Genomic DNA, 25,110 nt, shown 5'->3' on the forward strand with positions numbered 1-25,110 from the left:
ATTGGGTTCATCGCTGAGGCTCCGCGGCGCGCGGCGCGGCGTTCAGGGCCTGCGCGGCGTGCAGGACCCGCATCGCCGCGCAGGCGGCGCCGTAGCCGTTATCGATGTTCACGACGGTGATGCCCGGCGCGCAGCTCGCGAGCACCGCATTGAGGGCGGTCTGGCCGCCGGCCGCGACGCCGTAGCCGACCGAGGTCGGCACCGCGATCAGCACGCCCGGCACGAGGCCGCCGACCACGCTCGGCAGCGCCGCATCCATTCCGGCGGCGACGATGACGACGGGATGCGCGCGGATCTCGTCGAGGCGTCGCTGCAGGCGCCACAGGCCGGCGACCCCGACATCCGCGACGAGGGTCGCGCCGTACCCGGCGTAGCGCAGCGTGCGCTCGGCCTCGCGCGCCACCGGCACGTCGGAGGTGCCGGCCGCCACGATCGCGACGCGGGCCGGCTGCTCCAGCGGGCGCATGGGCCCGAGCACCGCCGTGTTCGAGACCGGGCAGTAATCCAGGCGCGCGCGCTGCTCGAGAGCCGCGTGCTTGTCGGCGTCGAGCCGGGTCAGGAACAGGCTCGCGCCGCGGGCGATCGCCGCCGTCAGGATGGCGTCGATCTGCACGGGCGACTTGCCGGCGGCGTAGACGGTCTCCTCGAGGCCGATCCGGTCGGAACGCGCGAAGTCGAGGAGGAATTCCTGCTCGACGCTCACGCGGTCGCCCTCCGGGCCGGGCGCGAGCGCCCCGTCAGGAAGGCGCTGCCGGTGCGGTAGGGCGCGAAGCGGATGGGGCGGTCGAGCGCCCGGGGCGCACGCGCGGCGACGGCGGCGGCGAGGTCGGCCCGGAGCGGGGCGTCGAGCTTGGCGAGGCTGTCCGGATCGAGCTCGATCACGACGCCCTCGGCCCGGACGCGGCAGCGCACCTTCGCGGCGGCCCCGTCCGCCGAGAGCGCATCGCCGATGAGGTGCTCCACCGCGTGGATGAAGGCGAGGGTCTCGGGCTCGATCGGAATGCCGGTCTCGACCCGGCTCGACAGGCAGGGCGAGGCCGGCAGTTCGGCCACGTCTCCGAGGCCGAGCGCCCTGGCCAGGGCCCGGACCGCGGCCTTGTCCATGCCGGCGGCGACGTAGGGATGGCGCACGCCGTACTCGCGCGCGGCGTCGAGGCCGGGGCGGTACTCGCCGAGGTCGTCGAGATTGGCGCCCGAGACGATCTGCCAATCCGTCACCCGCGCCACGGCGCCGTAGAGATTGGTCTTGCAGAAGAAGCAGCGGTTGACGGGGTTGGCGCGGTAGGCGGGATCGGCGAATTCGCCGGCCTCGATGATCCGCAGGCGCCAGCCGAGCCGCGCCGCCTCGTCGCGCACCCGCGCCGTCGCCTCGACCGGGACCGCGGGCGAGGCGGCGTGGACGGCGAGCATGCCGGCGGGCCCGAGCTGATCGTGGGCGAGGGCGGCGAGCGTCAGGCTGTCGACGCCGCCGCTGACCGCGACGGCGAGCGGGCCCATATCGGCGAGGGTGGCGGCGAGGGTAGGCGCGAGCGAGCCGCGGAGTCCGGCGCGGCTCATCGGGCGCCTCCGGTCTCGCGGGATGCGTCGGATCCGATCTCGAGGGCCAGCCGCTCGGCCTCGCGGCGCAGGGCCGCGCGGGCGGCGTGGCCCTCGTGCGCGAGCGCGTCGTCGGCCTCCGCCTTCGCGGTGGCGCCGCCCGGACGCTCCACGGTCTTCACCCGCACGGGACGGCCCCCGACCTCGACCGTGCGGCTCGCCCGGGGCAGCGCCGTGCCGGACACCACCCGGTGGCGCAGGCCGATCGTCGTGGTCTCGCGGAAGCAGGCGGCGGTCGCGGCATCGAGGGCCTCGGCCCGGGCCAGCACGCGCACATGCGTCATCATCCGGCCCTTCTTGCCGAAGACCGGCATCTGGACGACGTCGAGGACGTCGGCGTGCTCGCGCAGGCGGTCGAGCCCCATGGCGAGGTCCTCGGCGGACTGGTCATCCACCTCGAACTCGATCACCGCGAGGTCGCGGTGGCCGCCGGACGGGCGCTCGGGCGCCGGATCCGCGAAGGCGAGGACGCGCACGCAGTTGCTGAGACCCGGGAGCCGGCGGGTGCCGAAGCCGATGCCGCTGCGCGCGAGCACCCGCGGGGCCGGCGCGACCGGCTCGGAGCGGAGGTGGCGCAGGATCGCGGCGCCCGTCGGCGTCACGCGCTCGCCCGCAACGCCGTCGTCGATCGTGGCGAAGCCTTCGAGGAGAAGCGCGGTCGCCGGGGCCGGCACCGGCAGGAAGCCGTGCTGGGTGCGCACCCGCCCCGAGCCGAGCGGCAGGGCCGAGACGGTCCAGGCCTCGGCGGCGATGGCGGCGATCAGCTGCGCGGCGGCGACGATGTCGGCGATGGAATCCCAGGCGCCGACTTCGTGGAACGCGACCGCCTCCACCGGGATGCCGTGCACCCGGGCCTCCGCCTCTGCGAGGTGGCCGAAGATGGCGAGGGCGTGGGCGCGCGTCGCGGGATCGAGGTCGGCGGCCTCAAGATCGGCGCGGATGCCGGCCCACGGCCGATGCGCGTGGTCGTGGGCCGGGCGATGGTCGAGGCTGTGCGGATGCTCGTGCGCGCCGGAATGGTCGTGATCGTGATGATGACCGTGGTGCTGATCCGGCGCGTGGCCGTGACCGGCCTGCGCGCGACCGTCGGCGACGACGAAGCGGCGGCCCTGGAGCACCCCGTCGTTGTGGCCGACGAGTTCGCAGGCGATCGCGCTGCCCGTCGCCCGCGCCGCCGCCCGCACCGCGGCGCGGACGCCGTCCTCGTGCTCCGGGAAGGCGTCGAGGAGGGCGGCGACGAACATGTCGCCCGCCATCCCGCCGATCGCGTCGAGGTGAATCCGCATGCCTGGGGGCATCCTTCGGGGTGTCCGTACGGCGGGCGCGCGGAACCGGGAGTCTATCGTCCGACAACTCAGATCGGTCGAGAAGGTCCCCCGGCAATCCTGCCTGCCCGGGGGCAGAAGGCCGCAGCGTGGCCGTATCCGAGACGGCGCAGATCGGGCGCGGGGCGCCCGCGGCGAGGGCCGCGGACGCGGGCGGCGGTTGTCCTCACGTCTCGGCTCCTGGCATGCTTGCTGCGTGGAATGCGTCATGCCACCGTTGGCGCGGCACGTGCGGGACCGGTCGCGCGGCCCCAGGCCCGCGTCGCATCTCCCGCTCGTCTCGCCGGTCGCGGTCCGGCCCTCCCGACCCCGCCGCATGGAAAGAGCCTGATGGTCCGTCTGTCCGCCGCCTGCCTCCTCGCCGGACTGTTCCTGAGCCTGCCCGCTGCCGCCCAGACGCTCCGCTACGGCATGATGGAGGATCCCGACGCCCTCGATCCGACGCTGGCGCGCACCTTCGCGAGCCGCATGGTGTTCGCCGCGCTCTGCGACAAGCTCGTGGATATCGGGCCCGACCTGAAGCCGGTGCCGCAGCTCGCCACGAAGTGGGAGCTGTCGGCCGACGAGAAGACGCTCACGATGACCCTGCGGCCGGGCGTCAAGTTCCACGACGGCGAGCCCCTCGACGCGGCGGCGGCGAAATACTCGATCGAGCGCCACCTGAAGATGCCGGGCTCCCAGCGCCGCGGCGAGATCGCGCCGATCGACACGGTCGAGGTCGTGGACGATCTCACCTTCAAGATCACCCTGAAGCGGCCCTTCGCGCCGCTCATGGCGCAGTTCACCGACCGGGCCGGGATGATGGTGTCGCCGAAGGCGGCCGAGCGCCTCGGCGACAAGTTCGCCACCGCGCCGGTCTGCGCCGGCCCGTTCAAATTCGTCGAGCGGGTGCCGCAGGACCGCATCGTGGTCGAGCGCTTCCCCGATTACTGGAACAAGGACCAGATCCAGATCCAGCGCATCGAGTTCCGGCCGATCCCCGACACCACCGTGCGGCTGACGAACCTGCGCGCCGGCCAGCTCGACCTGCTCGAGCGCTTGGCGCCGACCGACGTGCCCCAGGTCTCGCGCGACGCCAGGCTGAAGCTCGCCTCGACCTACGAGCTCGGCTTCCAGTCGGTCCTGTTCAACACCGCCAAGGCCGGCTCGCCCATCGCCGACCCGCGCGTGCGCGCCGCCTTCGAGCTCGCCATCGACCGCGCCGCCATCAGCCAGGTGGTGTTCAACGGCGAGTTCCTGCCGGGCAACCAGTGGGTCTCGCCGAAGCACCCGGACTACGTGGCGGCCTACCCCGTGCCGAAGCGCGACGTCGCCAAGGCCAAGGCGCTGCTCGCCGAGGCCGGGCAGCCCAAGCCCCAGATCACGATGATGATCTACGCCAACAGCGAGGCGCCGCAGGTCGGGCAGGTGATCCAGGCGATGACCAAGGAGGCGGGCTTCGACGTGAAGCTGCAGGCCACCGACTTCACCACCGCCCTCGATCTCGCCGACAAGGGCAATTACGAGGCCTACCTCTACAACTGGAGCGGCCGGCCCGACCCCGACGGCAATACCTTCAGCTTCCTCGGCTGCAAGCAGCCGCTGAACTATCCGCGCTACTGCGCACCCGAGGCCGATGCGGCGCTCCAAGCCGAGCGCGGCTCCGTCGATCCCGAGAAGCGCAAGACGGCCTGGAAGGCGCTCGCCGACCACGTCCTCACCGACAAGCCCGTCGTCTACCTGATGCACCGCAAGCTGCTCTGGGCCTACAGCCCGAAGATCACCGGCTTCGTCGCCTATCCGGACGGGCTGGTGCGCTTCACCGGGCTGAAGCTGAACTGATGCTGCGGTTCCTCGCCAGCCGCCTCGCCCTCGCGGTCCCGACCCTCGTCCTCGCCTCGATGATCATCTTCGCCCTGCAGCAATTGCTGCCGGGCGACGTCGCCACGGCGCTGACCGGGGAGGAGCGCGACCCGGAGGTGATCGCCTTCATCCGGCAGAAGTACCACCTCGATGAGCCGCTGCCGGTGCGCTACGGCTACTGGGCCGCGGGGGTGCTTCGGGGCGATCTCGGCGAATCGATCCGGTTGCAGAAGCCGGTCTCGGAACTCGTCGTCGAGAAGCTGCCGGTGACGCTCGAACTCGCCTGCCTCGCCATGCTGGTGGCGCTGGCGATCGGCGTGCCGATGGGCATCCTCTCGGCGGTCCAGCGCGGACGCTGGCCCGACGCCCTCGCCAACGGCATCGCCCTGTGGGGGCTCTCGGTGCCGAATTTCTGGCTCGGCATCCTGCTGATCCTGCTGTTCTCGGTGCAGCTCGGCTGGCTGCCGGCCTCCGGCTACGTGCCGCCGGGCGAGAGCCTCTCCGAGAACCTGAAGGCCATGGCGATGCCGGCCTTCGTGCTCGGCAACGCCATCGCGGCGGTGATGATGCGCCACACCCGGGCGGCCATGCTGGGGGTGCTGGGCTCCGACTATGTCCGCACCGCCCGCGCCAAGGGCGTCTCGCCGCTGCGCCTGACGCTGCGCCACGCCCTGCCCAACGCCGCGATCCCGATCATCACGCTGGGGGCCCTCGAATTCGGGCAATTGCTGTCCGGGGCGGTGCTGACCGAGCAGGTCTTCTCCGTGCCGGGCTTCGGCAAGCTCATGGTGGACGCCGTGTTCAACCGCGACTTCGCCACGGTGCAGGGCGTCGTGATCTGCACCGCCGCGACCTACATCGCCCTGAACCTCGCCGCCGACGTGCTCTCGGCCGTGGTCAACCCGAAGCTGCGGCGGGCATGAACCCGGGCATGAGCGCGGGCACCCCCGTCACCGAGGCGGCCGGCGTCGCCGCCCCCGCCGGCCGGCCCGAGATCGCCCGCGAGCCCGGGACCCTTCGCGCCTTCTGGCGCCGGCTGCGGGCGCGGCCGAGCGCGCTCCTCGGCCTCGCCATCGTGGTGCTCCTCGTAGGCCTCGCGGCCGGCGCCGGGCTGATCGCGCCCTACGATCCGACCGCGACCGACTGGGGCGCGGTGCGGGCCGCCCCCAGCGCCGCGCATTGGTTCGGCGGCGACGAGGTCGGGCGCGACGTGTTCTCGCGCATCCTCTACGGCGCCCGCGCCTCGCTCGGGGCGGGGCTCGTCTCGGTCGGGCTCGCGGTCTCGCTCGGATTGCCGATCGGGCTCGTCGCCGGCTACGCGGGCGGCCTGGTCGACGGAGCGATCATGCGCCTGACCGACGCGCTCCTCGCCATCCCGTTCCTGATCCTGGCGATCGCGCTCGCGGCCTTCCTGGGGCCGAGCCTCACCAACGCCATGCTGGCGATCGGGCTCTCGGCCACCTCGACCTTCGTGCGCCTGACCCGGGCCCAGGTCCGGGCGGTGGCGGCCGAGGAGTTCGTGGAGGCGGCGCGCTCCGTCGGCAACCCGCCCTGGCGGATCGCCCTGGTGCACATCCTGCCCAACATCGTGCCGGCGATCCTCGTCCAGGCGACGCTCACCATCGCGGCGGCGATCATCGCCGAGGCGAGCCTGTCCTTCCTCGGGCTCGGCCAGCAGCCGCCCGAGCCCTCCTGGGGCGCCATGCTCAACGTCGCCAAGAACTTCATGGATCAGGCGCCCTGGATGGCGATCTGGCCGGGCCTGTCGATCTTCGTGGCGGTGCTCGCCTTCAACCTGCTGGGCGACGGCCTGCGGGACGCCCTCGACCCGAGGCAGCGGACATGAGCGGGCCCCTTCTCGACGTGCGGGATCTGCGCGTCACCTTCGACACCGAGGGCGGCACGGTCCACGCGGTCAACGGCGTCTCCTACACCCTGCAGGAAGGGGAGACGCTGGGCATCGTCGGCGAGTCGGGCTCGGGCAAGAGCGTGCACGTGCTGGCGATGCTGGGCCTGATCCCGCGGCCGCCCGGCCGCATCGCGGGCGGCTCGGTGCTGTTTCAGGGCGAGGACCTGCTGCGCCTGCCCGAGCGGCGGCTGCGCGGCATCCGGGGTGGCCGGATCGGCTTCGTGTTCCAGGACCCGATGAGCTCGCTCAACCCCGGCATGACGGTGGCGGCGCAGATCGTCGAACCGCTGCGCATCCATCTCGGCCTCGACGCCCGGGCGGCCCGAGTGCGGGCGCGTGAACTCCTCGACCTCGTGCGCATCCCGAACGCGGCCGCGCGCCTCGACCAGTACCCCCACGAGTTCTCGGGCGGCCAGCGCCAGCGCGTGATGATCGCCATCGGCCTCGCCTGCCGGCCGAAGCTCCTCATCGCCGACGAGGCGACGACCGCGCTCGACGTGACGGTGCAGGCCGAGATCGTGGCGCTGGTGCAGGAGCTGAAGCGCGAGCTCGGCATGGCGATCATCTGGATCACCCACGATCTCGGCGTGGTGGCGGGCATCAGCGACACCGTGCAGGTGATGTATGCCGGGCGGATCCTGGAGCGCGGCCCCGTCGACGACATCTTCGCCGATCCGCGCAACGCCTACACGCTGGGGCTGCTGCGCTCGCTTCCCGACCTCACCCAGGGCCGCGCCGGGCGGCGGCGCCTGCAGCAGATCGAGGGCGCGCCCCCCGACATGCGCCACCCGCCGCCGGGCGATCCCTTCGCCCCCCGCAACGCCTACGCGACGCCGCGCTGCCGGGCCGAGATGCCGCCCCTCGTCCAGGCGCAGGGCGCCGCGCCCGGCCATCTCGTCGCCGCCTGGTACGACCTGCCGGGGATCCTCGCCGACGAACGGGAAAGGGTGCGCTGATGGCGGTCTCGGCCGAACCGCTGCTTGCGGTCCGCGATGTGTCCAAGCACTACCCGCTGCGCTCGTGGTGGGGCGGCAAGGCCTCGGTCTTCCGGGCCGTCGAGGGCGTGAGCTTCGATATCGGCGCGGGCGAGACGCTGGGGCTCGTCGGCGAATCGGGCTCGGGCAAGTCCACGATCGGCCGGGCGGTGACGATGCTGAACCCGCCGAGTTCGGGCACCATCGCGTTCGAGGGCCGGGATCTCGCCGCGCTGAAGCCCGGCGAGATGCGCCGCATGCGGGCGCGGATCCAGACCGTGTTTCAGGACCCCTACGCGGCGCTGAACCCGCGCATGAGCGCGGGCGACTACGTCGCCGAGGCCTATCGCCTGCATCGGCGCGACATGGGCCGGGCCGAGCGGCGGGAGGCGGTGGCCGCCCTGTTCGAGCGGGTCGGGCTCGATCCGCGCTTCGCCGGGCGCTTCCCGCACCAGTTCTCGGGCGGCCAGCGCCAGCGCATCTGCATCGCCCGGGCGATCGCGCTCCGGCCCAGCTTCATCGTCGCCGACGAGCCGATCGCGGCCCTCGACGTCTCGATCCAGGCCCAGGTGGTGAACCTGCTGCAGGACCTTCAGGACGAGCTCGGCCTGTCCTACCTGTTCATCTCCCACGACCTGCGCATGGTGCGCTACCTGTGCCAGCGCGTCGCCGTGCTCTGGCGCGGGCGCATCGTGGAGATGGCGGAGAGCGACGCCCTCTACGAGGATCCGCGCCACCCCTATACCCGGCGCCTGCTGGCGGCCGTACCCGTGCCCGATCCCGCCACGGAGCGCGCCCGGCTGTCCGGAACCCAGGCCGATGCCGGCCTGCCCGAGGCCACGGGCGCCCTCGTCGAGGTCGCGCCCGGGCATCTCGTCGCCGAGCACTGAGCCAAGCACCAAGCCAAGCATTGAGCCGATTCCGGAGGTCGCGTCGTGAGGAACTTCATGGAGCCCGGGCGCTCGCCCGTCTACGCGGGCAGCGCCGCGGTCGCGACCTCGCACCCGCTCTCGACGCTGACCGCGATCGAGGTGCTGCGGTCGGGCGGCAACGCGGTCGATGCGGGCATCGCGGCGGTGGCGGTGCAATGCGTCGTCGACCCGCTGATGACCGGGATCGGCGGCGACTGCTTCGCCCTCTACGTGCCGAAGGGCGCGTCGGTGCCGGTGGCGCTCAACGGCTCGGGCCGCAGCCCGGCCGCCGCGACCGACGCGTGGTATCTCGAGAACGCCGTTGCCATCACGCCGACCTCGCCCCACGCCGTCACCGTGCCGGGCGCCGTCGCCGCCTGGGCGCGGCTGCTGGCCGATCACGGCACGCGCTCGCTGGGCGAGTTGCTGCAGCCGGCGATCCGCTACGCCGAGGAGGGATTCCCGGTCCAGCCGCGGGTCGGCTGGGACTGGGCCCGCAACGCCGAGCGCGTGGCCCAGGATGCCGGCGCGGCGTCCGCCTACCTCGTCGACGGCCGGGCGCCGGCCATCGGCGCCACCATGCGCCTGCCGAAGCTCGCGGCGACCCTGCGGCGGATCGCCGAGGCGGGACCGCGCGGCTTCTACGAGGGGCCGGTCGCCGCCGATCTCGTCGCGCGCCTGCGCGCCCTCGGCGGCCTCCACACGGAGGAGGATTTCGCGGCGGCCGAGCCCGAATACGTGACGCCGATCACCACGCGCTACCGCGGCTACGACGTGTACGAATGCCCGCCCTCGGGCCAGGGCCTCGCCGCCCTGATGATGCTGAACGTGCTGGCGCCCTACGACGTCGGCGGCCTGTCGGACCTCGACCGCACGCATCTCCTCGCCGAAGCCTGCAAGCAGGGCTACCACCACCGCGACGCGCTCTTCGCCGACCCGGCCCTGCACCGGGTGCCGGTCGAGCACCTGCTCTCGGAGGCGTGGCACGCCTCGGCGCGCGGCGCCATCGACATGGAGCGGGCGCAGGAGCCCGAGATCTATCCCGAGATCGCCGCCGAGCGGGCGCACAAGGACACGGTCTATCTCTGCGTGGTCGACCGCGACGGCAACGCGCTCTCGCTGATCAACTCGCTGTTCCAGGGATTCGGCAGCGGCATCATGGGGCCCGAGAGCGGGGTATTGCTGCACAATCGCGGCCTGAGTTTCCGCGTCGAGCCCGGCCATCCGAACACGATCGCGCCGCGCAAGCGCCCGATGCACACGATCATTCCGGGCATGCTGATGCGCGACGGCCAGGCGGTGGCGCCCTTCGGCGTGATGGGCGGGCATTACCAGGCGATGGGCCATGTAGAGCTGCTGACGAACCTGCTCGATCGCGGCCTCGACGTGCAGCAGGCGCTCGATGCCCCGCGCAGCTTCGCCTACGGGGGCGTCGTCGAGATGGAGAGCGGCTTCCCCGACGCGGTTCTCGCCGGGATGCGCGAGCGCGGCCACGACGCGATCCGCGCCCCGCTGCCGATCGGAGGCGGGCAGATCATCTGGATCGATGCGGCCTCCGGAACGCTGGTCGCCGGCTCGGACCCGCGCAAGGACGGCAGCGCGCTCGGCTATTGAGGGCTGGCCCCTGGCCGGCCGGCCGGTCATGGTGCCGCGATTGCACGATGCGAGCGCCATGACCACGAGTGCCGAAACGCTGGCCGCCCTCCGACGAGGCGATCTCGCGGGCGCGCGCGCCCTGAGCCTGACGGGCATCGACGCGGTCCCCGCCGAGATCTTCGGGCTCGCCGACACGCTGGAGGTGCTCGATCTCGGCGGCGGTCCCCTCACGGCGCTGCCCGACGATTTCGGCCGCCTGCGCAATCTGCGCGTGCTGTTCTGCTCCGGCACTCGGTTCGAGCGGTTGCCCCCGGTGCTCGGCGATCTGCCGCGTCTCTCCCAGGTCGGCTTCCGCGCCGCCGGTCTGAAGGACGTGCCGGGGGAGGCCCTGCCGCCGGCGCTCCGCTGGCTGACCCTCACCGACAACGCCATCGAGGCTCTGCCGGATGCCATCGGGCGACGGCCGGCCCTGCAGAAGCTGATGCTGTCGGGAAACCGGCTCTCCGCTTTGCCGGACACGCTCGCCGGCGCGCCGAATCTCGAGTTGCTGCGCATCGCGGCGAATGGCTTCGCGACCCTGCCGCCCTGGGTGCCGGAGCTGCCCGCCCTGGCGTGGCTCGCGGTCGCCGGAAATCCGTACGCGCCGGCGCTCGACGCGGTGGAGGCGCCGGCGGTGCCCTGGTCGGCCCTCGAGCTCGATGCGCTCCTCGGGGAGGGCGCCTCGGGCCGTGTCCATCGCGCGCGCTGGCGGCGCGCGGACGCCGAGGTCCCCGTTGCCCTGAAACTGTTCAAGGGCGCGATGACGAGCGACGGCCTGCCGGATCGCGAGATGGCGGCCTGCCTCGCCGCGGGCGCGCATCCGCACCTGACCGGCGCGCTCGGCCGACTCGCGGATCACCCGGCCGGCGCCGACGGCCTGCTGATGCCGCTCCTGCCGGACACGTGGCGCCCGCTCGCCGGCCCGCCGAGCCCGGCGAGCTGCAGCCGCGACGCCTACGCGCCCGATCTTCGCCTCGCGCCGGCGGTGGGGCTGCGGCTCGCGCGCGCCGCGGCCTCGGCCGCCGCCCACCTGCACGCGCGCCGGATTCTGCACGGCGACCTCTACGCCCACAACCTGCTCTGGGATGGCGAGCGCGGCGCCGCGGTGCTCAGCGATTTCGGCGCCGCCAGCGTCCTGCCGGCGGGCGCTCCGGGCGAGGCCCTGCAGCGCATCGAAACCCGGGCTTGGGGCATCCTGCTGGGCGAGATCCTCGACCGCTGCGCGCCGGAGCCCGCGGGCCTCGGCGCGTTGCGCGACCTGCAGCGCGCCTGCCTCCAGGACGTCCCCGGCGAGCGCCCGCTCGTGGCCGAGGCGCTGGAGGCCCTCGACCGGGCGGCGTGAGGCTCAGCGCCGGGCGCAGAGGGCGATCGCGGGGCCGTTGACATGGCCCGGATCGTCGAACCCGACCGTTACGGTGAAGCCGCGGTCGCGGAAATAGGCGAGCAGGCTCTCACGCTCCAGCCAGACGGCGTAGGTCTCCCCGCCGCCGCTGAAGCCCTGCCAGGACTTGGCGACGTCCGGGTAGAGGCGCCGCACGCCCTTGTAGGGGGTGTCGCCGATCGGCATCGGAGGCCAGAACAGCGCGCTGTCGCCGCGCCCCGCCAGCCGCGCGGCGTCGAAGACGTGCGTCCAGAGGAAGATGCGGTCCGCGCGGGCGCAGATCAGGTCGAGCAGGCGCAGCGGCTCGGTCATGTGGTAGAGAACGCCCGAGGCGACGATCGCGTCGACGCGTCCGCACGTCTCCAGGTACGGCATGAAGCTGCCGAGCTTGAACCGCGTCCGCGTGAGGCCGAACAGCTCCTTCACGCAGAGGCATTTCAGGAAGGCGCGCTGGTTCGCCTCGATCGCCGTGACGCTGCGGGCGCCGAGCGCTTCCAGCATCGTGGCGTGGCCGCCCTCGAGCGGCCCGAGTTCGAGGATGTCGAGATCCCGGAACGGTCCGAGCAGCCCGTCGGCCCAGCGGATGCGGTCGTCCTCGAACAGGCGGGCATGGCCGGGCTCGGCCAGGACGCCCAGCGCGTCCGGCATCCGCGACGACCACTCGCCCTGGAACAGATCGACGATGTTCTGGTCGGACGGGGCCGTGTCCAGCAGCTTCGACGCGACACTCATGAGGGACCTTGCGGACGGCTCGGGCGCGGATTGCCGCGCGCCTCGCTGCGATAGCGCGGAACGGCCGCCCCGTCTCGCCGGGACACGATCATGCGTGCCCCGCGTCGCGGGCCCGTCAGGACGATCCGGGTCGCGGGGCGTCGTGGTCGCAATGGTAGGGGCCCCCGCCGTCGAGCGCCGTGATGCGGACGTGGCCGCCGGAGGCGGTGCAGCGCGCGCGGAAGGTGTGCTCGGGTCGGTAGAAGCCCCAGATCGCGATCATCGGCACGACCATGATCAGGCAGACGCTTCCGATCACGAGGGCCGCCGCCCAGGCATTCCCGTTGAGGGGCCGGGGCGGCTCCGGCCGCTCCGGCGGAAGCGGGGCCAGGAAGGCCACCGTCAGCCCGATCCAGTCCAGCGCGCTCATCGGCCGCTCCGGGTATGGCGCGGCCCCGGTCGCGGGGGCCCGCCGTCGTCGAGTGCAGGGGCGCCGACACTAGGCGCAGGATCGCGCCTTGCGAACCCTCCCGACGCGCGCCGCACCGTCGCGGCCGAGGCCGGCGCCGCATCAGGCCCGGCCGCGAACCTCGTCGCGTTGCGCTTCGATCGAGGGCTCATGGACCTCGCCGCGGGTCCGCCACAGGCTGTAGACCACCCCGGCCGCCAGCAGCAAAACCGTCACCACGAGGGCGACCCAGGCCGGCACGTCGACGAGGCCCAGGGTGTCCGCGACGACGATCTTCGCGCCGATGAAGATCAGGATGAAGGCGAGCGCCGTCTTGAGATAGGCGAAGCGCTCGACCATCGCGGCCAGCGCGAAATAGAGCGCGCGCAGGCCGAGGATCGCGAAGATGTTCGAGGTGTAGACCACGAAGGTGTCGGTGGTGATCGCGAAGATCGCCGGCACGCTGTCGACCGCGAACAGCACGTCGGCGCCGTTCACCAGCACCAGGGCCAGCGCCATCGGGGTCAGCCAGGTGGCGACCTTGCCGGTCTTGGGATCGGTCTTGCGAATGGTGAAGCGCTGGCCGTGCAGCTCCGGGGTGATCCGCAGGCCCTTCTGCAGCAGGCGCACGGCCCGGTTCTCGCGGAAGTCCGATGCGTCCTCCTCCTTGGAGAGCAGCATCTTGAGCCCGGCATAGATCAGGAAGGCCGCGAACAGCGACAGCACCCAGTGGGCCTGATGCACCAGGGCCGCGCCGAGCCCGATCATCAGGCCGCGCAGCAGCACGGCGGCGAGGATGCCCCAGAGCAGGACCCGGTGCTGCGCCGCGCGCGGGATGCCGAGGGCGGAGAGGATCATCGCGATCACGAAGACGTTGTCCATCGACAGCGACTTCTCGACCACGAGCCCGGTGACGTATTCCTGGCCGGATCGCGGCCCCATGTACCACCAGATCCAGCCCCCGAAGGCGAGGCCGAGGCTGAAGTAGAAGGCGGTGAGGAGGAGGCTCTCCTTCACGCCGATCTCGTGGTTCTTGTCGCGGTGCAGCAGGCCGAGATCGAAGGCGAGCAGCCCCGCGATCAGGACGTGGAAGCCGAGCCACATCCAGAGCGGCTTGCCGAGCCATTCGACGTAGAGAAGATCCATCATGGGCGGGACCGGGATGCTCCTTGGGGAGGGCATCGGCTCCGACATCACGGACGCAAGCAGTGTTGCGACCCGCCAGAGGGGCCCGCAGCCGATGCCCGCAGTTAGGCGGCGGATTGGGGTGAATCAAGGGCGCGGTCACCGCGACGCGGCGGGCGCCGCTTGACAGACGCCCTTCGTCCACGGCCTCCCCACCGGATGTCCACGCGCGAAAAGCAGGATCTGGCTGTGATCGGGGGCGGCCCGGCCGGGCTCGCCGCCGCCGAGGTGCTGGCCGGCGCCGGACACCCGGTCACCGTGCACGAGCGCATGCCGTCGGTCGCCCGCCGGCTGCTGATGGCGGGGCGCGGCGGCCTGAACATCACCCACAGCGAGCCCCTCGACGCCTTCCTCGGCCGCTATCACCCGGCGGACCTGCTGGCCCCGGCGATCCGCGCCTTTCCGCCCCAGGCTCTGCGCGACTGGTGCGACGGTCTCGGCCAGCCGACCTTCGTGGGCTCGAGCGGGCGGGTCTTTCCCGAGCGCTTCAAGGCCTCGCCGCTGCTGCGCGCTTGGCTCGCGCGCCTCGAGAGCCTCGGCGTCCGCATCCACACCCGCCACCGCCTCGTCGGTCTGGAGGGCCGCGCGCTGATCCTCGAGACGCCGTCCGGCGTGCTGCGGAGCGAGCCGCGCGCGGCCGTCCTGGCGCTCGGCGGGGCGAGCTGGCCGCGGCTCGGCTCCGACGGGTCCTGGGTCCCGCTGCTCGCGGGGCAGGGCGTCGCGGTCGCGCCGCTGCGCCCGGCCAATGTGGGCTTTCGCGTCGCGTGGTCGGACACGTTTCGGGCCCGCTTCGCGGGCGAGCCGGTCAAGCGCGTGGCGCTGACGGCCGCCGGACGGACGGTACGCGGCGAGATGGTGGTGACGCGCGGCGGCCTCGAAGGCGGCGCCGTCTACGCGCTCTCGCGCCTGCTCCGGGAGAGCATCGACGCGTCGGGCTCGGCCATCCTCCGGCTCGACCTGAGACCCGATCTGGCGGAAGCCCAGATCTGCGCCCGGCTGACGCGGAGCCGTCCGGGCGAATCGACGGCGACGCGGCTGCGCAAGGCCGCGGGCCTGTCGCCCGTCGCGGCGGGGCTTCTGCGCGAGGCGGCGGGCGGCCCGCTGCCGGCCGAGCCCGCCCGCCTCGCCGCGCTGATCAAGGCCGCGCCGCTGCGGCTCGACGCGCCCGAATCGCTCGATCGGGCGATCTCGACGGCGGGCGGCATCGCCACCGGCGGCCTCGACGGGCATTTCATGCTGGCGTCTCATCCCGGCCTGTTCGCGGCCGGCGAGATGCTCGACTGGGAGGCGCCGACCGGCGGCTACCTGCTGCAGGGTGCATTCGCCAGCGGCCGGGCGGCGGCGGCGGGCCTGCTCGACTGGCTGGCGCGAGGGGAGGGGCGGCCATGATTCCCTGGGTCCATATCGACACCGCCGCGATCCCGGACGGAGCCGGCACGCTGCGGCTGATGCGGCGGGGCCAGGAATTCTCGATCCAGCTCGGCCAGAACGAGCTGATGAACAGCCGCCTCAGCGGCTCGGAGGAGGCGCTGGCCGACCTCGCCTGCGCGCGGATGGCCGGGCGGCCCGCGCCCCGGCTGCTGATCGGCGGCCTCGGGATGGGCTTCACGCTGCGCGCCGCCCTCCGGGCCCTGCCGGCCTCGGCCGAGATCGTCGTGGCCGAGCTGGTCCCCGCGGTCATCGCCTGGGCGCGCGGGCCGCTCGCCGCGGTCTTCGACGGAATCCTCGACGATCATCGGGTCACGCTCCATGCGGGCGACGTCGCCGGCCCGATCGCCGCGCGGGCCGAGGCCTTCGACGCGATCCTGCTCGATGTCGACAACGGTCCCGACGGCCTGACCCATCCGGGCAACGACCGGCTCTACGATCACGGCGGCCTCGGCGCCGCGCGCCGCGCCCTGCGCCCGGGCGGGGTGCTGGCGGTCTGGTCGGCCGGCCCGGACGCCGCCTTCAGCCGCCGCCTGCGCGAGGGCGGCTTCGCCGTCGAGGAGGTCGCCGCCCGGGCGAACGGCCGCCGCGGCGGCGCCCGTCACCGGATCTGGCTCGCCGCACGGCCGGGACGGCGCTGAGCGGCTTTGGCTCAGGCCGGCCGCGCCTCGCAGACGACCGCCGCGATCAAGCGGTCGAGGTCGTCCGCCGGGATGGTCAGCGCCGGCGTCAGGTAGAGGATCTCGCCGAACGGCCGGACCCAGACCCCACGGGCGACGAGGCGCGCCTTGAGCGCGGGGAGGTCGGGCGCGCGGTCGAACTGCACGGCCCCGATGGCCCCGAGAACGCGCACGTCGGCGATGCCCGGCCGGCCGCGCAGGGGCTCGAGCCCTACGCGCAGGCGCTCGCCGATGGCGCGGGCCTGGTCCAGCCGCGGCTCGGTCTCGAACAGGTCGAGGCTGGCATTGGCGGCGGCGCAAGCCAGCGGGTTCGCCATGAAGGTCGGCCCGTGCATCAGGGCGGCAGCCGGATCGTCCGACCAGAACTCCGAGAACACCGCACGGGACGCGACCGTGGCGGCCAGCGCCATCGTGCCGCCCGTCAGCGCCTTCGACAGGCACAGGATGTCGGGCACGATGCCGGCCTGCTCGTAGGCGAACAGGGTCCCGGTGCGGCCGAACCCGGTGAAGATCTCGTCGCAGATCAGCGGCAGGCCGTGACGGCGGGCGAGATCCGCGACGCGGGCCAGCACCGCCGGCGCGTGCATCAGCATGCCGCCCGCGCCCTGAACCAGCGGCTCGACGATCACCGCGGCGAGGCCGTCGCGGTGGCGCGTCAGCGCCGCGTCGAGAGCCGCCGCCTGATCCGGGGTGCGGGGCAAATCGCAGAAGATCTGCTCGGGCAGGTAGGCGCCGAAGCGACGGTGCATGCCCTCCTCGGGGTCGCAGAGCGACATCGCCCCCAGCGTGTCGCCGTGATAGCCGCCCCGGAAGGCGAGGATCCGGGTCCGGCCGGCGATGCCCCGGTTGAGCCAGAGCTGGGCCGCCATCTTGAGCGCGACCTCGACGGCGACCGAGCCGGAATCGCTGAGGAAGACATGGTCGAGGTCGCCCGGCAGCAGGGCCGCGAGGCGCGACGCCAGCCGCTCGGCGGGCGCGTGGGTCAGGCCGCCGAACATCACGTGCGGCATCGCCGCGAGCTGGTCGGCGACCGCGGCCGCGATGTGGGGATGGTTGTAGCCGTGCACGGCCGTCCACCACGACGCGATGCCGTCGACGAGCTCGCGTCCGTCCGCCAGCACGATCCGGCTGCCCCGTGTGCGCACGGCCTCGAGGGGCGGGGGCGCGCCCTTCATCTGCGTGTAGGGCCGCCAGAGATGGGTGTGGGCGCTCATCGGGCCGGGATGGGAGCGCCGGGCGGCCCGGTCAAGGCCGGACCCGCTTGACAGGGCGGCGCGGCGCGGCGCCATGAGCCGGCCATGTCCAGCCTCGACTCCAGCCTCGACGCCTTCGCCCGCGAGAAGCTCGCCGCCCTCGACGCCTCCGCCCTGCGGCGGCGGCTCGTCCCGACCGAGCGCGGCGCCGGCGCGGCCGCGGCCCGCGGCCCGCACAGCCTCGTCTCCTTCTCCTGCAACGATTATCTCGGCCTGAGCCAGGACCCGCGGGTGATCGCCGCCGCGCGGGACGCCCTGTCGCGCTACGGCGCCGGGGCCGGCGGCTCGCGGCTCGTCACCGGAAACCACCCGCTCCTCGACCGTCTGGAGGCGCGCCTTGCGCGCCACAAGGGCACGGAGGCGGCCCTCGTCTTCGGAAGCGGCTACCTCGCCAATCTCGGCATCACCCCGGCCCTCGCGGGGCGGGGCGACCTCGTGCTCCTCGACGAACTCTCCCATGCCTGCATGTGGGCGGGGGCGCGGCTCTCCGGGGCGCGGGTCGCCAGCTTCCGGCACAACGATGTCGGCGACCTCGCGCGGGTGCTCGCTGCCGATCGCGCGGGCCATCGCCGCGCCCTGATCCTGACCGAGCGGGTCTTCAGCATGGACGGCGACCGGGCGCCGCTCGGCGACATCCTCGGCCTCGCCGCGGCGCACGATGCCTGGACGCTCGTCGACGACGCGCACGGCCTCGGCGTCGTCGAGGGCGGCCCGCGCGCGCCGCTGGAGATGGGCACGCTCTCGAAGTCGCTCGGCTCCTACGGCGGCTATCTCTGCGCCTCGCGCGCCGTGGTCGACCTGCTGACCAGCCGCGCCCGCAGCTTCGTCTACACCACCGGCCTGCCCCCGGCCTCCACCGCCGCAGCTCTGGCGGCGCTGGAGATCCTGGAGGCGGAGCCGGAACGCGGCGCCAAGCCCCTGGCCCTCGCCCGGCGCTTCACCGCCCGCCTCGGCCTGCCCGAGGCGGAGAGCGCCGTCGTGCCGGTCCTCGTCGGGGAGGCCGAGGCGGCGCTCGCCCTGTCGCGCGCCCTCGAGGCGGACGGCTTCCTCGTCGTGGCGATCCGGCCGCCGACGGTTCCGCCCGGCACCGCGCGCCTGCGCGTCGCCTTCTCGGCGGCCCACGAGGCAGCGCAGGTCGACGCGCTGGCCGCCCGCGTGGCCGCCCTGACCGGCCGCCCCTGACAGCTCCGGCACCGGCAATCCGTCGCAGACCGGCGGCCCTCCCTGGACTGCGTTAAGAACATATGTAGAACATATCGACGGCGAGTCGCCGGAACGGCACATGAGGATGGAGCGATGGCGCGATACCGCTTTCACTGCACCAATGGGTACGAGTGCGTCTTCGACGCCCAGGGCGCCGACGTCCGCGCGCCGGGCCGGCTGATGGAGCGGGCCGAGCGGGTCGCCGCCGACGTGATGCGCTCGCTCGACGGCCCGACCGACTGGTCGGAATGGCGCGTGACCGTCCACGACCTCAAGGGCCGCCGCGTCCTGCTCCAGCCCTTCCCCGCCCAGGCGGGACGGGCGCTCGCGGCCTGAACCCGGGAGCGAACGCGATGAGCCCGAAGCCGCTTCCCCGGGCGCTCCTGACCCCGCAGGCCGTGACCGACGACGCGGATCAAAGCATCCGGCCGCTGAGCCTGTCGGAGTTCGTGGGGCAGAGGGCGGCGCGGGCCAACCTGCAGATCTTCATCGGGGCGGCGCGCAAGACCGGTCAGGCGCTCGACCACGTGCTGTTCGTCGGGCCGCCGGGGCTGGGCAAGACCACGCTGGCCCAGATCGTGGCGCGCGAGCTCGGCGTGAACTTCCGCTCCACCTCCGGGCCGGTCATCGCCAAGGCCGGCGATCTGGCCGCCCAGCTCACCAACCTCGAAGAGCGCGACGTGCTCTTCATCGACGAGATCCACCGCCTCAACCCGGCGGTGGAGGAGATCCTCTACCCGGCCATGGAGGATTACCAGCTCGACCTCATCATCGGCGAGGGCCCGGCCGCCCGCTCGGTCAAGATCGAGCTGCCCCGCTTCACCCTGGTGGGCGCCACCACCCGCGCGGGCCTGCTCACCACGCCGCTGCGCGACCGCTTCGGCATCCCGATCCGGCTGGCCTTCTACGACACCGACGAGCTGCGGCTCATCGTCGAGCGCGGGGCGCGGGTGCTGGGGCTGGGCATGTCGACGGAGGGCGCCGACGAGATCGCCCGGCGCGCGCGCGGCACGCCGCGCATCGCCGGCCGGCTGCTGCGGCGGGTGCGCGACTTCGCGGTGGTGGCCGAGGCGCCGGTGGTGACGCGGGCGCTGGCCGACCGGGCGCTGGGCCTGCTCGACGTGGACCCGGTCGGGCTCGACCAGATGGACCGCAAGTATCTCGGGCTGATCGCCACGAGCTTCGGGGGCGGGCCGGTGGGCGTCGAGACGCTGGCCGCCGCCCTGTCCGAGCCGCGCGACGCCATCGAGGACATCATCGAGCCCTACCTGATCCAGCAGGGCTTCCTCCAGCGCACCCCGCGCGGGCGCGTCCTCACCGCCCACGCCTTCCGGCACCTCGGAATCGCCGTGCCCGATGGCGAGCCCGGCCGGACCGTCGAGGCGGCGTGAGGCTACCGCTCGGCGCGCAGGCTCTTGATGAAGCGTCGGGCGACGTCGCGCACCGCCTCGTCGTCGCGGCTCCCGTCGTCCGCCTTGTCCCAGAGGTGGTCGAGGCTGGCATCCAGCGCGTCGAGGAGGCTCGGGTCGCGCTGGGCGACGTGCCGGATGGTGCCGAACAGCAGGTGTTCGACCGCCATCTCGCGGCGGCGGGCATCGACGATCCCGGCGGCGGGACCGGCGGCGTTCGGGTCTGACTTCGATTCTGACATGGCCTGCCAACAGGCCGCCGGCCGCGCGGGTTCAGGACCGGGCCGGCGCATGATGCCGCAGGCCGGTCAGCCGCGCTTGCGCAGGGCCCTCTCGTAGGACGTGCCGGCCTCGGCGAACCCGGTGGCTTCGCAGAACGCGGTCAGATCCGCCTGCCCGGGCGTGGCGCCGAGGCGCAGCACGCCGCAGCCCGCCGAACGGGCCGCCTGGGCGCCGGCCTTCAGCAGGAGCCGGCCGATGCCGCCGCGCCTGTCGTCCGGGGCGACCAGCAGGGTGTCGATCTCGGCGATCGCCTGCGCCGCGGCGAGGGTGTGCCGCCAGTGGAGCGCGATCGCGCCGCTCGGCGGGCCCCAGGCGAGCGCGATCAGCACGATGCCGCTCTCCCGCCGCAGGATCTCGATCCGCTCGCCGAGATCCCGCGCGGCGAGCGGCCGGCCGCAGGCCTCGAACAGGGCCGCGAGGCCCGGCGCGTCTCCGGGTGCCGCCGCGCGGATCTCAAGGCCGTACCGGCTTCCCAATTCTCGCTCCGCCGACCCGACCGATGCTCTGGTTGGGCCGGCGCGAACCAAGGGTCAAGGCGGAGGCCGCTCGCCCTCGCCCCGCCCGCGCTCAGGCGAGGGTGGAGAGGTCCTGGAACCAGTGCTGGGCCTGGGTGTAGTCCTTCACGCGCGGGGACAGGGCGTGCGGGTTGGTGTCGTGCACGACCCAGACCTGCACCGCGTCGTCCACCACGATCTCGTGGATGCGGGCGAGCAGCCGGTCCTGCTCGGCCGGGTCCAGGCTTGTCCGGACCTTGTCGCAGAGCGCGTCGACCTCGGGGTTGCGGTAATGGCTCCAGTTGACGCCGTTCGGCGCGATCTGGCGGGAATCGTAGAAGCGTAGGATCGCGTAGAACGGGTCGGAGGTGACGTAGGCGATGTTGCCGGCGGAGACGTCCTTCAGGCTCGGGTCCGCGGCGCCCTGCCGCCAGCCCGTATAGGCCACCTCCAGCTCGACCGTGCGGAACTCGACCTGGATCCCGACCTCGGCCCAGCTCTGCTGGATGAATTCGTTGATCGGCAGCGACAGCATCTGGCCGGTCCCGCCGGTCGGGATCACGAACTTGGTCTTGAGCGGGTTCTTCACCGAGTAGCCCGCCTCCTCCACCAGCTTGCGGGCGGCATCGACATCGGTCTTGATCTGGAAGCTCGGCTTGCCGAACCACGGGCTGGAGGCCTGCACCTGCCCGGCGGCCGGCGCCGCGAGCCCGCCCATCAGCTGCACGACGCCGTCGCGGTCGATAGCGAGGTTGGCGGCCTTGCGCAGGCGGATGTCGCGCCACGGGCTGCCCTCCAGCATCGACAGGTGGTAGTTCCAGACATGGGGCGTGTCGTTGCCGACGACCCGCATCCCGGCGCCCTTCAGCCGCGGCACGGCGTCGGGCGCGGGCAGCTCGATCAGATCGACGTTGCCGGAGAGCAGCGCGTTCACCCGGGCGAGATCCTCCGGCACGCAGGTCAGCGTCAGCTTCTGCAGCTTCGGCATGCGCTTCGGGTTCCAGTAGGTCGGGTTCGGCACGAGCTCGGCGCGCACCCGCGGCACCAGCGCCGCGAGCCGGTAGGGTCCGGTCCCCGACGGCTCGAAGGCGAATTTCGCCCAGTCGCGGCCGAGCTTCTCGTATTGCGCGGGCGAGGAGATCAGGAACCACAGCATCTGGTAGGGAAACAGCGAGTCGGCCACCTTGGTGGTCACCTGCACGGTCATCGGGTCGAGCTTGCGGTAGCTCGCCACCGAGGGCAGGCGCGGTCGCACCTGCGCCGCCTGCCGCTGATCGAAGTGAGGCGCCTCTTTATTGAGCACCTTGTCGAAGTTCCAGATCACCGCATCGGCATCGAGGGCCGAGCCGTCGTGGAAGGTCACGCCGTCGCGCAGGCGGAAGACCCAGTTCTTGCGATCGGCCGGATCGCTCTCCCAGGACGTGGCGAGGCCGGGCACCAGCTTGCCCGGCCGGTCGGCGACGTCGAGTTCCCAGGCGACCAGGGGATCGTAGAGGGTCAGGCCGGTGAACTGATAGCCGCCCGCGCCCCGGTCCGGCTGACCGGTCGTCAGCGGCAGATCGGTCATCGAGATGCCGTAGGTGAGCGTCCCGGAGGGGCCCCGCCCGCCCTGCGCCAGCAACGCCCCGGTCGGTCCGAGCGCGGCCAGGGCGGCACCGCCCGCCAGGACCGAGCGGCGTGTCAGAGGTGTGGCATGCATGGGTTGAGACTCACTCGATGGAGACCGGGCGGTGTGCCTGCCGGCGAACCGAACCCGCGCCCTTTCCGGCCGGAAAAAGCTCGCGGCCCGACAGCAAGGAACAGGCCAAGCTTCGCTGCGACAAAGCCGCGTCGCGTCGCAGTCGGAGCGGGCGGCAGATCTTTCATCCGGGCGGCGCGCATCGATGCGGTGCAGTGCATCTGCGGGTGCGGCACTGCGGCGTGACAGAGTTCGGCGCGCGGCGCAGAGTGGGTGCGCGAATCCGGGGCGACAACCGGGGCATCACGGGGCGGGACGGAGCACGCCATGCCGCGATACTTCTTCGACGTTCAATCCGGATCCGGCCTCGTCTGCCTCGACTACCAGGGCCTCGACTGCGCGGACGACCGCGACGCCCTGGCCACGGCCCGGCACGGGGCCGGGTTCACCTCGCACCAGGATTGCGCCCGGAACCCGCAGCTCACGCGCTACCGCTTCGCCGTGGCGGATGCCGAGCACCGGCCGCTCTTCACCGTGCCGTTCAGCGAACTCGAGCCCGACGGACCGCGGGACCGGCGGCGCGGGCGCGGGCCGCGGCGGCCGGGCAGCACCGCCTGAGGGCTCGCGATCTCGCCAGCGCGGGCCGCCCAGCGCCTCGCCTGCGAACGCCCTGAGCGAGCCGATTCACCATTTTACAACTCAAGATCGCGGCTTCACGGTTCGGAAAGCGGTTCGGCGTCTTCTGTGTCCACAATCGGACCCAGCCATGTTGCCGAGCGCCCTCGATCTGATCGACCAAGAGCTGACCAAGCGCTGGCACCAGCCGCGCTCCGACGCCCTGCGCCAGCTCTACTGGGAGCGCAGGGCGACGACGCAGCGTCAGGACGTGCGGGTCGCGGCCTGGATCGCGGGCGTCCTCTACATTCTGTTCTCGATCACCGACGCGGTGCTGATCAGCGACGTGGTGACCTACACGATCCCGGCCCGGTTCGTGATCGGCGTGGTCTTCATCGCGGGCATCAACCTGCAGGTCACCTACCGGGTCTCGCTGCCGCTCGTGGACCAGCAATGCGCGGCCGCGGTGGTGACCGGCTACGGGGTCTGGCTCTGGCTCGCGAGCTACAGCGACCATCACCTCAGCGCGTCGTACTACCTGACCTTCGGGATCATCTTCATGATGGTCTCGAACCTGTTCTTCAACTTCACCTTCCGCCTCGCGCTGCTCACGTCGGGCGTGATCGCCGCGAGCTTCCTGCTCGCGCTGGTGACGGTGTTCCACGTCAGCCTCGGCTACGCCGTCGCCGTCGGCACCCTCTACATCGCGACCTACGCGCTCACCCTGTTCGTCAACTGGAAGCTGAACCAGGAGCGCTACCACGTCTTCCTCAACGCGGTTCAGGCCGAGATGCGGCAGCAGGAGGTCGAGCAGCGCGGCGCCGCGCTCCTGCGGCTCTCGACCACGGACGCGATGACGGGACTCGCCAACCGACGGGCGACCGACGAGGCCCTGCGCACCCATTGGGAGGCATGGCAGGGCACGGGCGACAGCTTCGGGGTGATCCTGATCGACATCGACTATTTCAAGCGCTTCAACGACCATTACGGGCACCAGGAGGGCGACCGCTGCCTGGTGGCGGTGGCGCGCGCCATGGAGGCGGTCGTCGAGGGCTTCCCGGCGACGCTCGGACGCTTCGGCGGCGAAGAGTTCATCCTGCTGGCGCGGGTGCCGACCCGCGAGCAGATGGGCCTGCTCGCCGAAGCCGTGCGCCGCAGCGTCGAGAGCCTGGGCATCGCCCACGACCAGCGCCCGGACCGGTCGGCGGTGATCACCGTCAGCGTCGGCGCCGCCTTCTGCGCCGACATCGTGGGCTCCAAGGTCGAGCGCCTGGTGACCGAGGCCGACCGCGCGCTCTACGGCGCCAAGGCGAGCGACCGGAATTGCGTCCGGGTCTTCGACCGGAACGATCCGGAACGCCTCGACCTGCACGACAGCGTCGCCGATCTGGTGCGCACCGCCCTGGCGCAGCGGCGCGTCGCGATGGTCTATCAACCGATCATCGACGCGCGCACCGGCGCGGTCGCGGCCGCCGAGGCCCTGATGCGCCTGACGGCCCCGAACGGCAGCCCGGTCTCGCCCGCGAGCTTCATCCCGGTCGCCGAGCGCAACGGCATGATCGTCGAACTCGGGAATTGGGCGATCCACACGGTCTGCCGCGACCTGCTCGCCAGCGGTCTGCTGCCCTGCGCCAGCGTCAACGTCTCGGCCGTGCAGTTCCGGGCCCCCGGCTTTCCCCTGGCGGTCGCGGCGATCCTGGCCGAGACGGGCGTGGCGCCCGGCCGGCTGGCCCTGGAGGTGACCGAGGGGCTCGAGATCGAGAGCCAGCCCGAGGTCCTGGCCGGCATGGCCGAGTTGCGCGCCCTCGGCGTGAAGATCTGGCTCGACGATTTCGGGACGGGCTTCGCCGGTCTGTCCTGCATCCGCAGCGTGCCGTTCGACGCGGTGAAGCTCGACCGCTCGTTCCTGCACGCCAGCACCTCGCCGCGCGGGGCGCGGATGCTGTCCGACATGATCGGGCTGGTGCACAATGCCGGCTTCACCACGGTGATCGAGGGCGTCGAGGGCCCCCACCACCTCGATCAGATCCGCGACTGGCCGGTCGATCTCGCGCAGGGCTTCCACCTGGGCCGGCCGATGACGGCCGAGGCCCTGCACACCTTTCTCGCCGACAAGCGGGCGCGCGCCCAGGCATCCGCGGCCTGATCGCG

The 25,110-nt window shown here is 72.7% G+C and carries 24 protein-coding genes; 14 read left to right on the plus strand and 10 right to left on the minus strand.

Annotated elements, in window-relative coordinates; translation table 11 throughout:
• Positions 1 to 7: 7 nt before the first annotated feature.
• Genes larB through larC form a run of 3 tightly spaced genes read right to left on the minus strand, consistent with a single transcriptional unit; the run spans position 8 to position 2,882 of the window.
• A complete protein-coding gene (gene larB / locus ACS5RC_RS19365; RefSeq protein WP_478345534.1) occupies positions 8 to 703 on the minus strand; it encodes a nickel pincer cofactor biosynthesis protein LarB in 696 nt (231 codons plus the stop codon).
• Positions 700 to 1,557, minus strand: a complete 858-nt coding sequence (gene larE, locus ACS5RC_RS19370; RefSeq protein WP_478345535.1) for an ATP-dependent sacrificial sulfur transferase LarE — start codon at positions 1,555 to 1,557, stop codon at positions 700 to 702. The genes larB and larE overlap by 4 nt, the downstream gene beginning before the upstream one ends.
• Complete coding sequence (gene larC, locus ACS5RC_RS19375; RefSeq protein ID WP_478345536.1) at positions 1,554 to 2,882, minus strand: nickel pincer cofactor biosynthesis protein LarC; 1,329 nt, start codon at positions 2,880 to 2,882, stop codon at positions 1,554 to 1,556. Before larC ends, larE begins: the two co-directional genes overlap by 4 nt.
• Positions 2,883 to 3,251: 369 nt before the next feature.
• Here larC and ACS5RC_RS19380 point away from each other — a divergent pair, with 369 nt between their 5' ends.
• Genes ACS5RC_RS19380 through ACS5RC_RS19410 form a run of 7 tightly spaced genes read left to right on the plus strand, consistent with a single transcriptional unit; the run spans position 3,252 to position 11,534 of the window.
• The gene (locus ACS5RC_RS19380) at positions 3,252 to 4,742 is read left to right on the plus strand and encodes an ABC transporter substrate-binding protein (RefSeq protein WP_478345537.1); all 1,491 of its coding nucleotides are present in this window, start codon (positions 3,252 to 3,254) and stop codon (positions 4,740 to 4,742) included.
• Positions 4,742 to 5,686, plus strand: coding sequence for an ABC transporter permease (locus tag ACS5RC_RS19385; RefSeq protein WP_478345538.1), 945 nt, complete (start codon positions 4,742 to 4,744; stop codon positions 5,684 to 5,686). The genes ACS5RC_RS19380 and ACS5RC_RS19385 overlap by 1 nt, the downstream gene beginning before the upstream one ends.
• 8 nt (positions 5,687 to 5,694) lie before the next feature.
• Positions 5,695 to 6,609 (plus strand): ABC transporter permease, encoded by a 915-nt coding sequence (locus ACS5RC_RS19390; RefSeq protein WP_478345539.1) that lies wholly within the window; start codon positions 5,695 to 5,697, stop codon positions 6,607 to 6,609.
• Positions 6,606 to 7,628, plus strand: coding sequence for an ABC transporter ATP-binding protein (locus ACS5RC_RS19395; protein WP_478345540.1), 1,023 nt, complete (start codon positions 6,606 to 6,608; stop codon positions 7,626 to 7,628). Before ACS5RC_RS19390 ends, ACS5RC_RS19395 begins: the two co-directional genes overlap by 4 nt.
• Positions 7,628 to 8,536, plus strand: a complete 909-nt coding sequence (locus ACS5RC_RS19400) for an ABC transporter ATP-binding protein (RefSeq protein ID WP_478345541.1) — start codon at positions 7,628 to 7,630, stop codon at positions 8,534 to 8,536. The genes ACS5RC_RS19395 and ACS5RC_RS19400 overlap by 1 nt, the downstream gene beginning before the upstream one ends.
• Positions 8,537 to 8,581: 45 nt before the next feature.
• On the plus strand, positions 8,582 to 10,171 hold the full coding sequence (locus tag ACS5RC_RS19405; protein WP_478345542.1) for a gamma-glutamyltransferase family protein: 1,590 nt from the start codon (positions 8,582 to 8,584) through the stop codon (positions 10,169 to 10,171).
• Between the two features lie 58 nt (positions 10,172 to 10,229).
• Positions 10,230 to 11,534 carry a leucine-rich repeat-containing protein kinase family protein gene (locus tag ACS5RC_RS19410; protein ID WP_478345543.1) on the plus strand — a complete coding sequence of 435 codons (1,305 nt, stop codon included), beginning with the start codon at positions 10,230 to 10,232 and terminating at the stop codon, positions 11,532 to 11,534.
• Positions 11,535 to 11,537: 3 nt separating this feature from the next.
• On the opposite strand, the gene ACS5RC_RS19415 is transcribed toward ACS5RC_RS19410, so the two are convergent.
• From ACS5RC_RS19415 to ACS5RC_RS19425, 3 genes are all read right to left on the minus strand, one after another.
• Positions 11,538 to 12,305 carry a class I SAM-dependent methyltransferase gene (locus tag ACS5RC_RS19415; protein WP_478345544.1) on the minus strand — a complete coding sequence of 256 codons (768 nt, stop codon included), beginning with the start codon at positions 12,303 to 12,305 and terminating at the stop codon, positions 11,538 to 11,540.
• Positions 12,306 to 12,420: 115 nt separating this feature from the next.
• Positions 12,421 to 12,714 (minus strand): hypothetical protein, encoded by a 294-nt coding sequence (locus tag ACS5RC_RS19420; RefSeq protein ID WP_478345545.1) that lies wholly within the window; start codon positions 12,712 to 12,714, stop codon positions 12,421 to 12,423.
• Positions 12,715 to 12,855: 141 nt separating this feature from the next.
• Complete coding sequence (locus tag ACS5RC_RS19425) at positions 12,856 to 13,881, minus strand: TerC family protein (protein ID WP_478345546.1); 1,026 nt, start codon at positions 13,879 to 13,881, stop codon at positions 12,856 to 12,858.
• Positions 13,882 to 14,076: 195 nt separating this feature from the next.
• On the opposite strand from ACS5RC_RS19425, the gene ACS5RC_RS19430 reads away from it, so the two are divergent.
• Together ACS5RC_RS19430 and ACS5RC_RS19435 are read left to right on the plus strand one after the other, a co-directional pair.
• The gene (locus ACS5RC_RS19430) at positions 14,077 to 15,306 is read left to right on the plus strand and encodes a TIGR03862 family flavoprotein (protein WP_478345547.1); all 1,230 of its coding nucleotides are present in this window, start codon (positions 14,077 to 14,079) and stop codon (positions 15,304 to 15,306) included.
• The gene (locus tag ACS5RC_RS19435) at positions 15,303 to 15,986 is read left to right on the plus strand and encodes a spermidine synthase (RefSeq protein WP_478345548.1); all 684 of its coding nucleotides are present in this window, start codon (positions 15,303 to 15,305) and stop codon (positions 15,984 to 15,986) included. The genes ACS5RC_RS19430 and ACS5RC_RS19435 overlap by 4 nt, the downstream gene beginning before the upstream one ends.
• A gap of 11 nt (positions 15,987 to 15,997) precedes the next feature.
• Here the strand turns inward: ACS5RC_RS19435 and ACS5RC_RS19440 are convergent, their stop codons facing one another.
• Positions 15,998 to 17,239 (minus strand): adenosylmethionine--8-amino-7-oxononanoate transaminase, encoded by a 1,242-nt coding sequence (locus ACS5RC_RS19440; protein WP_478345549.1) that lies wholly within the window; start codon positions 17,237 to 17,239, stop codon positions 15,998 to 16,000.
• Positions 17,240 to 17,323: 84 nt separating this feature from the next.
• On the opposite strand from ACS5RC_RS19440, the gene ACS5RC_RS19445 reads away from it, so the two are divergent.
• The 3 genes from ACS5RC_RS19445 (at position 17,324) to ruvB (ending at position 19,872) form a co-directional block, all read left to right on the plus strand.
• The gene (locus tag ACS5RC_RS19445) at positions 17,324 to 18,460 is read left to right on the plus strand and encodes an aminotransferase class I/II-fold pyridoxal phosphate-dependent enzyme (protein ID WP_478345550.1); all 1,137 of its coding nucleotides are present in this window, start codon (positions 17,324 to 17,326) and stop codon (positions 18,458 to 18,460) included.
• A gap of 114 nt (positions 18,461 to 18,574) precedes the next feature.
• Complete coding sequence (locus tag ACS5RC_RS19450; RefSeq protein ID WP_478345551.1) at positions 18,575 to 18,817, plus strand: DUF6894 family protein; 243 nt, start codon at positions 18,575 to 18,577, stop codon at positions 18,815 to 18,817.
• A gap of 17 nt (positions 18,818 to 18,834) precedes the next feature.
• On the plus strand, positions 18,835 to 19,872 hold the full coding sequence (gene ruvB, locus ACS5RC_RS19455; RefSeq protein ID WP_478345552.1) for a Holliday junction branch migration DNA helicase RuvB: 1,038 nt from the start codon (positions 18,835 to 18,837) through the stop codon (positions 19,870 to 19,872).
• A gap of 2 nt (positions 19,873 to 19,874) precedes the next feature.
• Here ruvB and ACS5RC_RS19460 read toward each other — a convergent pair whose 3' ends face one another.
• From ACS5RC_RS19460 to ACS5RC_RS19470, 3 genes are all read right to left on the minus strand, one after another.
• Positions 19,875 to 20,132 carry a hypothetical protein gene (locus ACS5RC_RS19460; protein WP_478345553.1) on the minus strand — a complete coding sequence of 86 codons (258 nt, stop codon included), beginning with the start codon at positions 20,130 to 20,132 and terminating at the stop codon, positions 19,875 to 19,877.
• Positions 20,133 to 20,198: 66 nt separating this feature from the next.
• Positions 20,199 to 20,648: an N-acetyltransferase family protein gene (locus ACS5RC_RS19465; protein ID WP_478345554.1), complete on the minus strand. Its 450-nt coding sequence runs from the start codon at positions 20,646 to 20,648 to the stop codon at positions 20,199 to 20,201.
• 91 nt (positions 20,649 to 20,739) lie between these two features.
• Positions 20,740 to 22,365, minus strand: coding sequence for an ABC transporter substrate-binding protein (locus ACS5RC_RS19470; protein ID WP_478345555.1), 1,626 nt, complete (start codon positions 22,363 to 22,365; stop codon positions 20,740 to 20,742).
• Positions 22,366 to 22,671: 306 nt separating this feature from the next.
• Between ACS5RC_RS19470 and ACS5RC_RS19475 the strand changes: the two genes are divergently transcribed.
• The gene (locus ACS5RC_RS19475; RefSeq protein WP_478345556.1) at positions 22,672 to 22,962 is read left to right on the plus strand and encodes a DUF6894 family protein; all 291 of its coding nucleotides are present in this window, start codon (positions 22,672 to 22,674) and stop codon (positions 22,960 to 22,962) included.
• Between the two features lie 148 nt (positions 22,963 to 23,110).
• Positions 23,111 to 25,105 (plus strand): putative bifunctional diguanylate cyclase/phosphodiesterase, encoded by a 1,995-nt coding sequence (locus ACS5RC_RS19480; RefSeq protein ID WP_478345557.1) that lies wholly within the window; start codon positions 23,111 to 23,113, stop codon positions 25,103 to 25,105.
• Positions 25,106 to 25,110 lie beyond the last annotated feature (5 nt).

Source organism: Methylobacterium sp. HJ2, assembly GCF_056431005.1.

Bases quoted from the DNA above. Each gene is read 5' to 3' on its own strand.
- larE (WP_478345535.1), bottom strand. From the start codon at position 1,557: ATGAGCCGCGCCGGACTCCGCGGCTCGCTCGCGCCTACCCTCGCCGCC.
- larC (WP_478345536.1), bottom strand. From the start codon at position 2,882: ATGCGGATTCACCTCGACGCGATCGGCGGGATGGCGGGCGACATGTTC.
- ACS5RC_RS19380 (WP_478345537.1), top strand. From the start codon at position 3,252: ATGGTCCGTCTGTCCGCCGCCTGCCTCCTCGCCGGACTGTTCCTGAGC.
- ACS5RC_RS19385 (WP_478345538.1), top strand. From the start codon at position 4,742: ATGCTGCGGTTCCTCGCCAGCCGCCTCGCCCTCGCGGTCCCGACCCTC.
- ACS5RC_RS19390 (WP_478345539.1), top strand. From the start codon at position 5,695: ATGAGCGCGGGCACCCCCGTCACCGAGGCGGCCGGCGTCGCCGCCCCC.
- ACS5RC_RS19395 (WP_478345540.1), top strand. From the start codon at position 6,606: ATGAGCGGGCCCCTTCTCGACGTGCGGGATCTGCGCGTCACCTTCGAC.
- ACS5RC_RS19400 (WP_478345541.1), top strand. From the start codon at position 7,628: ATGGCGGTCTCGGCCGAACCGCTGCTTGCGGTCCGCGATGTGTCCAAG.
- ACS5RC_RS19410 (WP_478345543.1), top strand. From the start codon at position 10,230: ATGACCACGAGTGCCGAAACGCTGGCCGCCCTCCGACGAGGCGATCTC.
- ACS5RC_RS19415 (WP_478345544.1), bottom strand. From the start codon at position 12,305: ATGAGTGTCGCGTCGAAGCTGCTGGACACGGCCCCGTCCGACCAGAAC.
- ACS5RC_RS19420 (WP_478345545.1), bottom strand. From the start codon at position 12,714: ATGAGCGCGCTGGACTGGATCGGGCTGACGGTGGCCTTCCTGGCCCCG.
- ACS5RC_RS19425 (WP_478345546.1), bottom strand. From the start codon at position 13,881: ATGATGGATCTTCTCTACGTCGAATGGCTCGGCAAGCCGCTCTGGATG.
- ACS5RC_RS19430 (WP_478345547.1), top strand. From the start codon at position 14,077: ATGTCCACGCGCGAAAAGCAGGATCTGGCTGTGATCGGGGGCGGCCCG.
- ACS5RC_RS19435 (WP_478345548.1), top strand. From the start codon at position 15,303: ATGATTCCCTGGGTCCATATCGACACCGCCGCGATCCCGGACGGAGCC.
- ACS5RC_RS19440 (WP_478345549.1), bottom strand. From the start codon at position 17,239: ATGAGCGCCCACACCCATCTCTGGCGGCCCTACACGCAGATGAAGGGC.
- ACS5RC_RS19445 (WP_478345550.1), top strand. From the start codon at position 17,324: ATGTCCAGCCTCGACTCCAGCCTCGACGCCTTCGCCCGCGAGAAGCTC.
- ACS5RC_RS19450 (WP_478345551.1), top strand. From the start codon at position 18,575: ATGGCGCGATACCGCTTTCACTGCACCAATGGGTACGAGTGCGTCTTC.
- ruvB (WP_478345552.1), top strand. From the start codon at position 18,835: ATGAGCCCGAAGCCGCTTCCCCGGGCGCTCCTGACCCCGCAGGCCGTG.
- ACS5RC_RS19460 (WP_478345553.1), bottom strand. From the start codon at position 20,132: ATGTCAGAATCGAAGTCAGACCCGAACGCCGCCGGTCCCGCCGCCGGG.
- ACS5RC_RS19470 (WP_478345555.1), bottom strand. From the start codon at position 22,365: ATGCATGCCACACCTCTGACACGCCGCTCGGTCCTGGCGGGCGGTGCC.
- ACS5RC_RS19475 (WP_478345556.1), top strand. From the start codon at position 22,672: ATGCCGCGATACTTCTTCGACGTTCAATCCGGATCCGGCCTCGTCTGC.
- ACS5RC_RS19480 (WP_478345557.1), top strand. From the start codon at position 23,111: ATGTTGCCGAGCGCCCTCGATCTGATCGACCAAGAGCTGACCAAGCGC.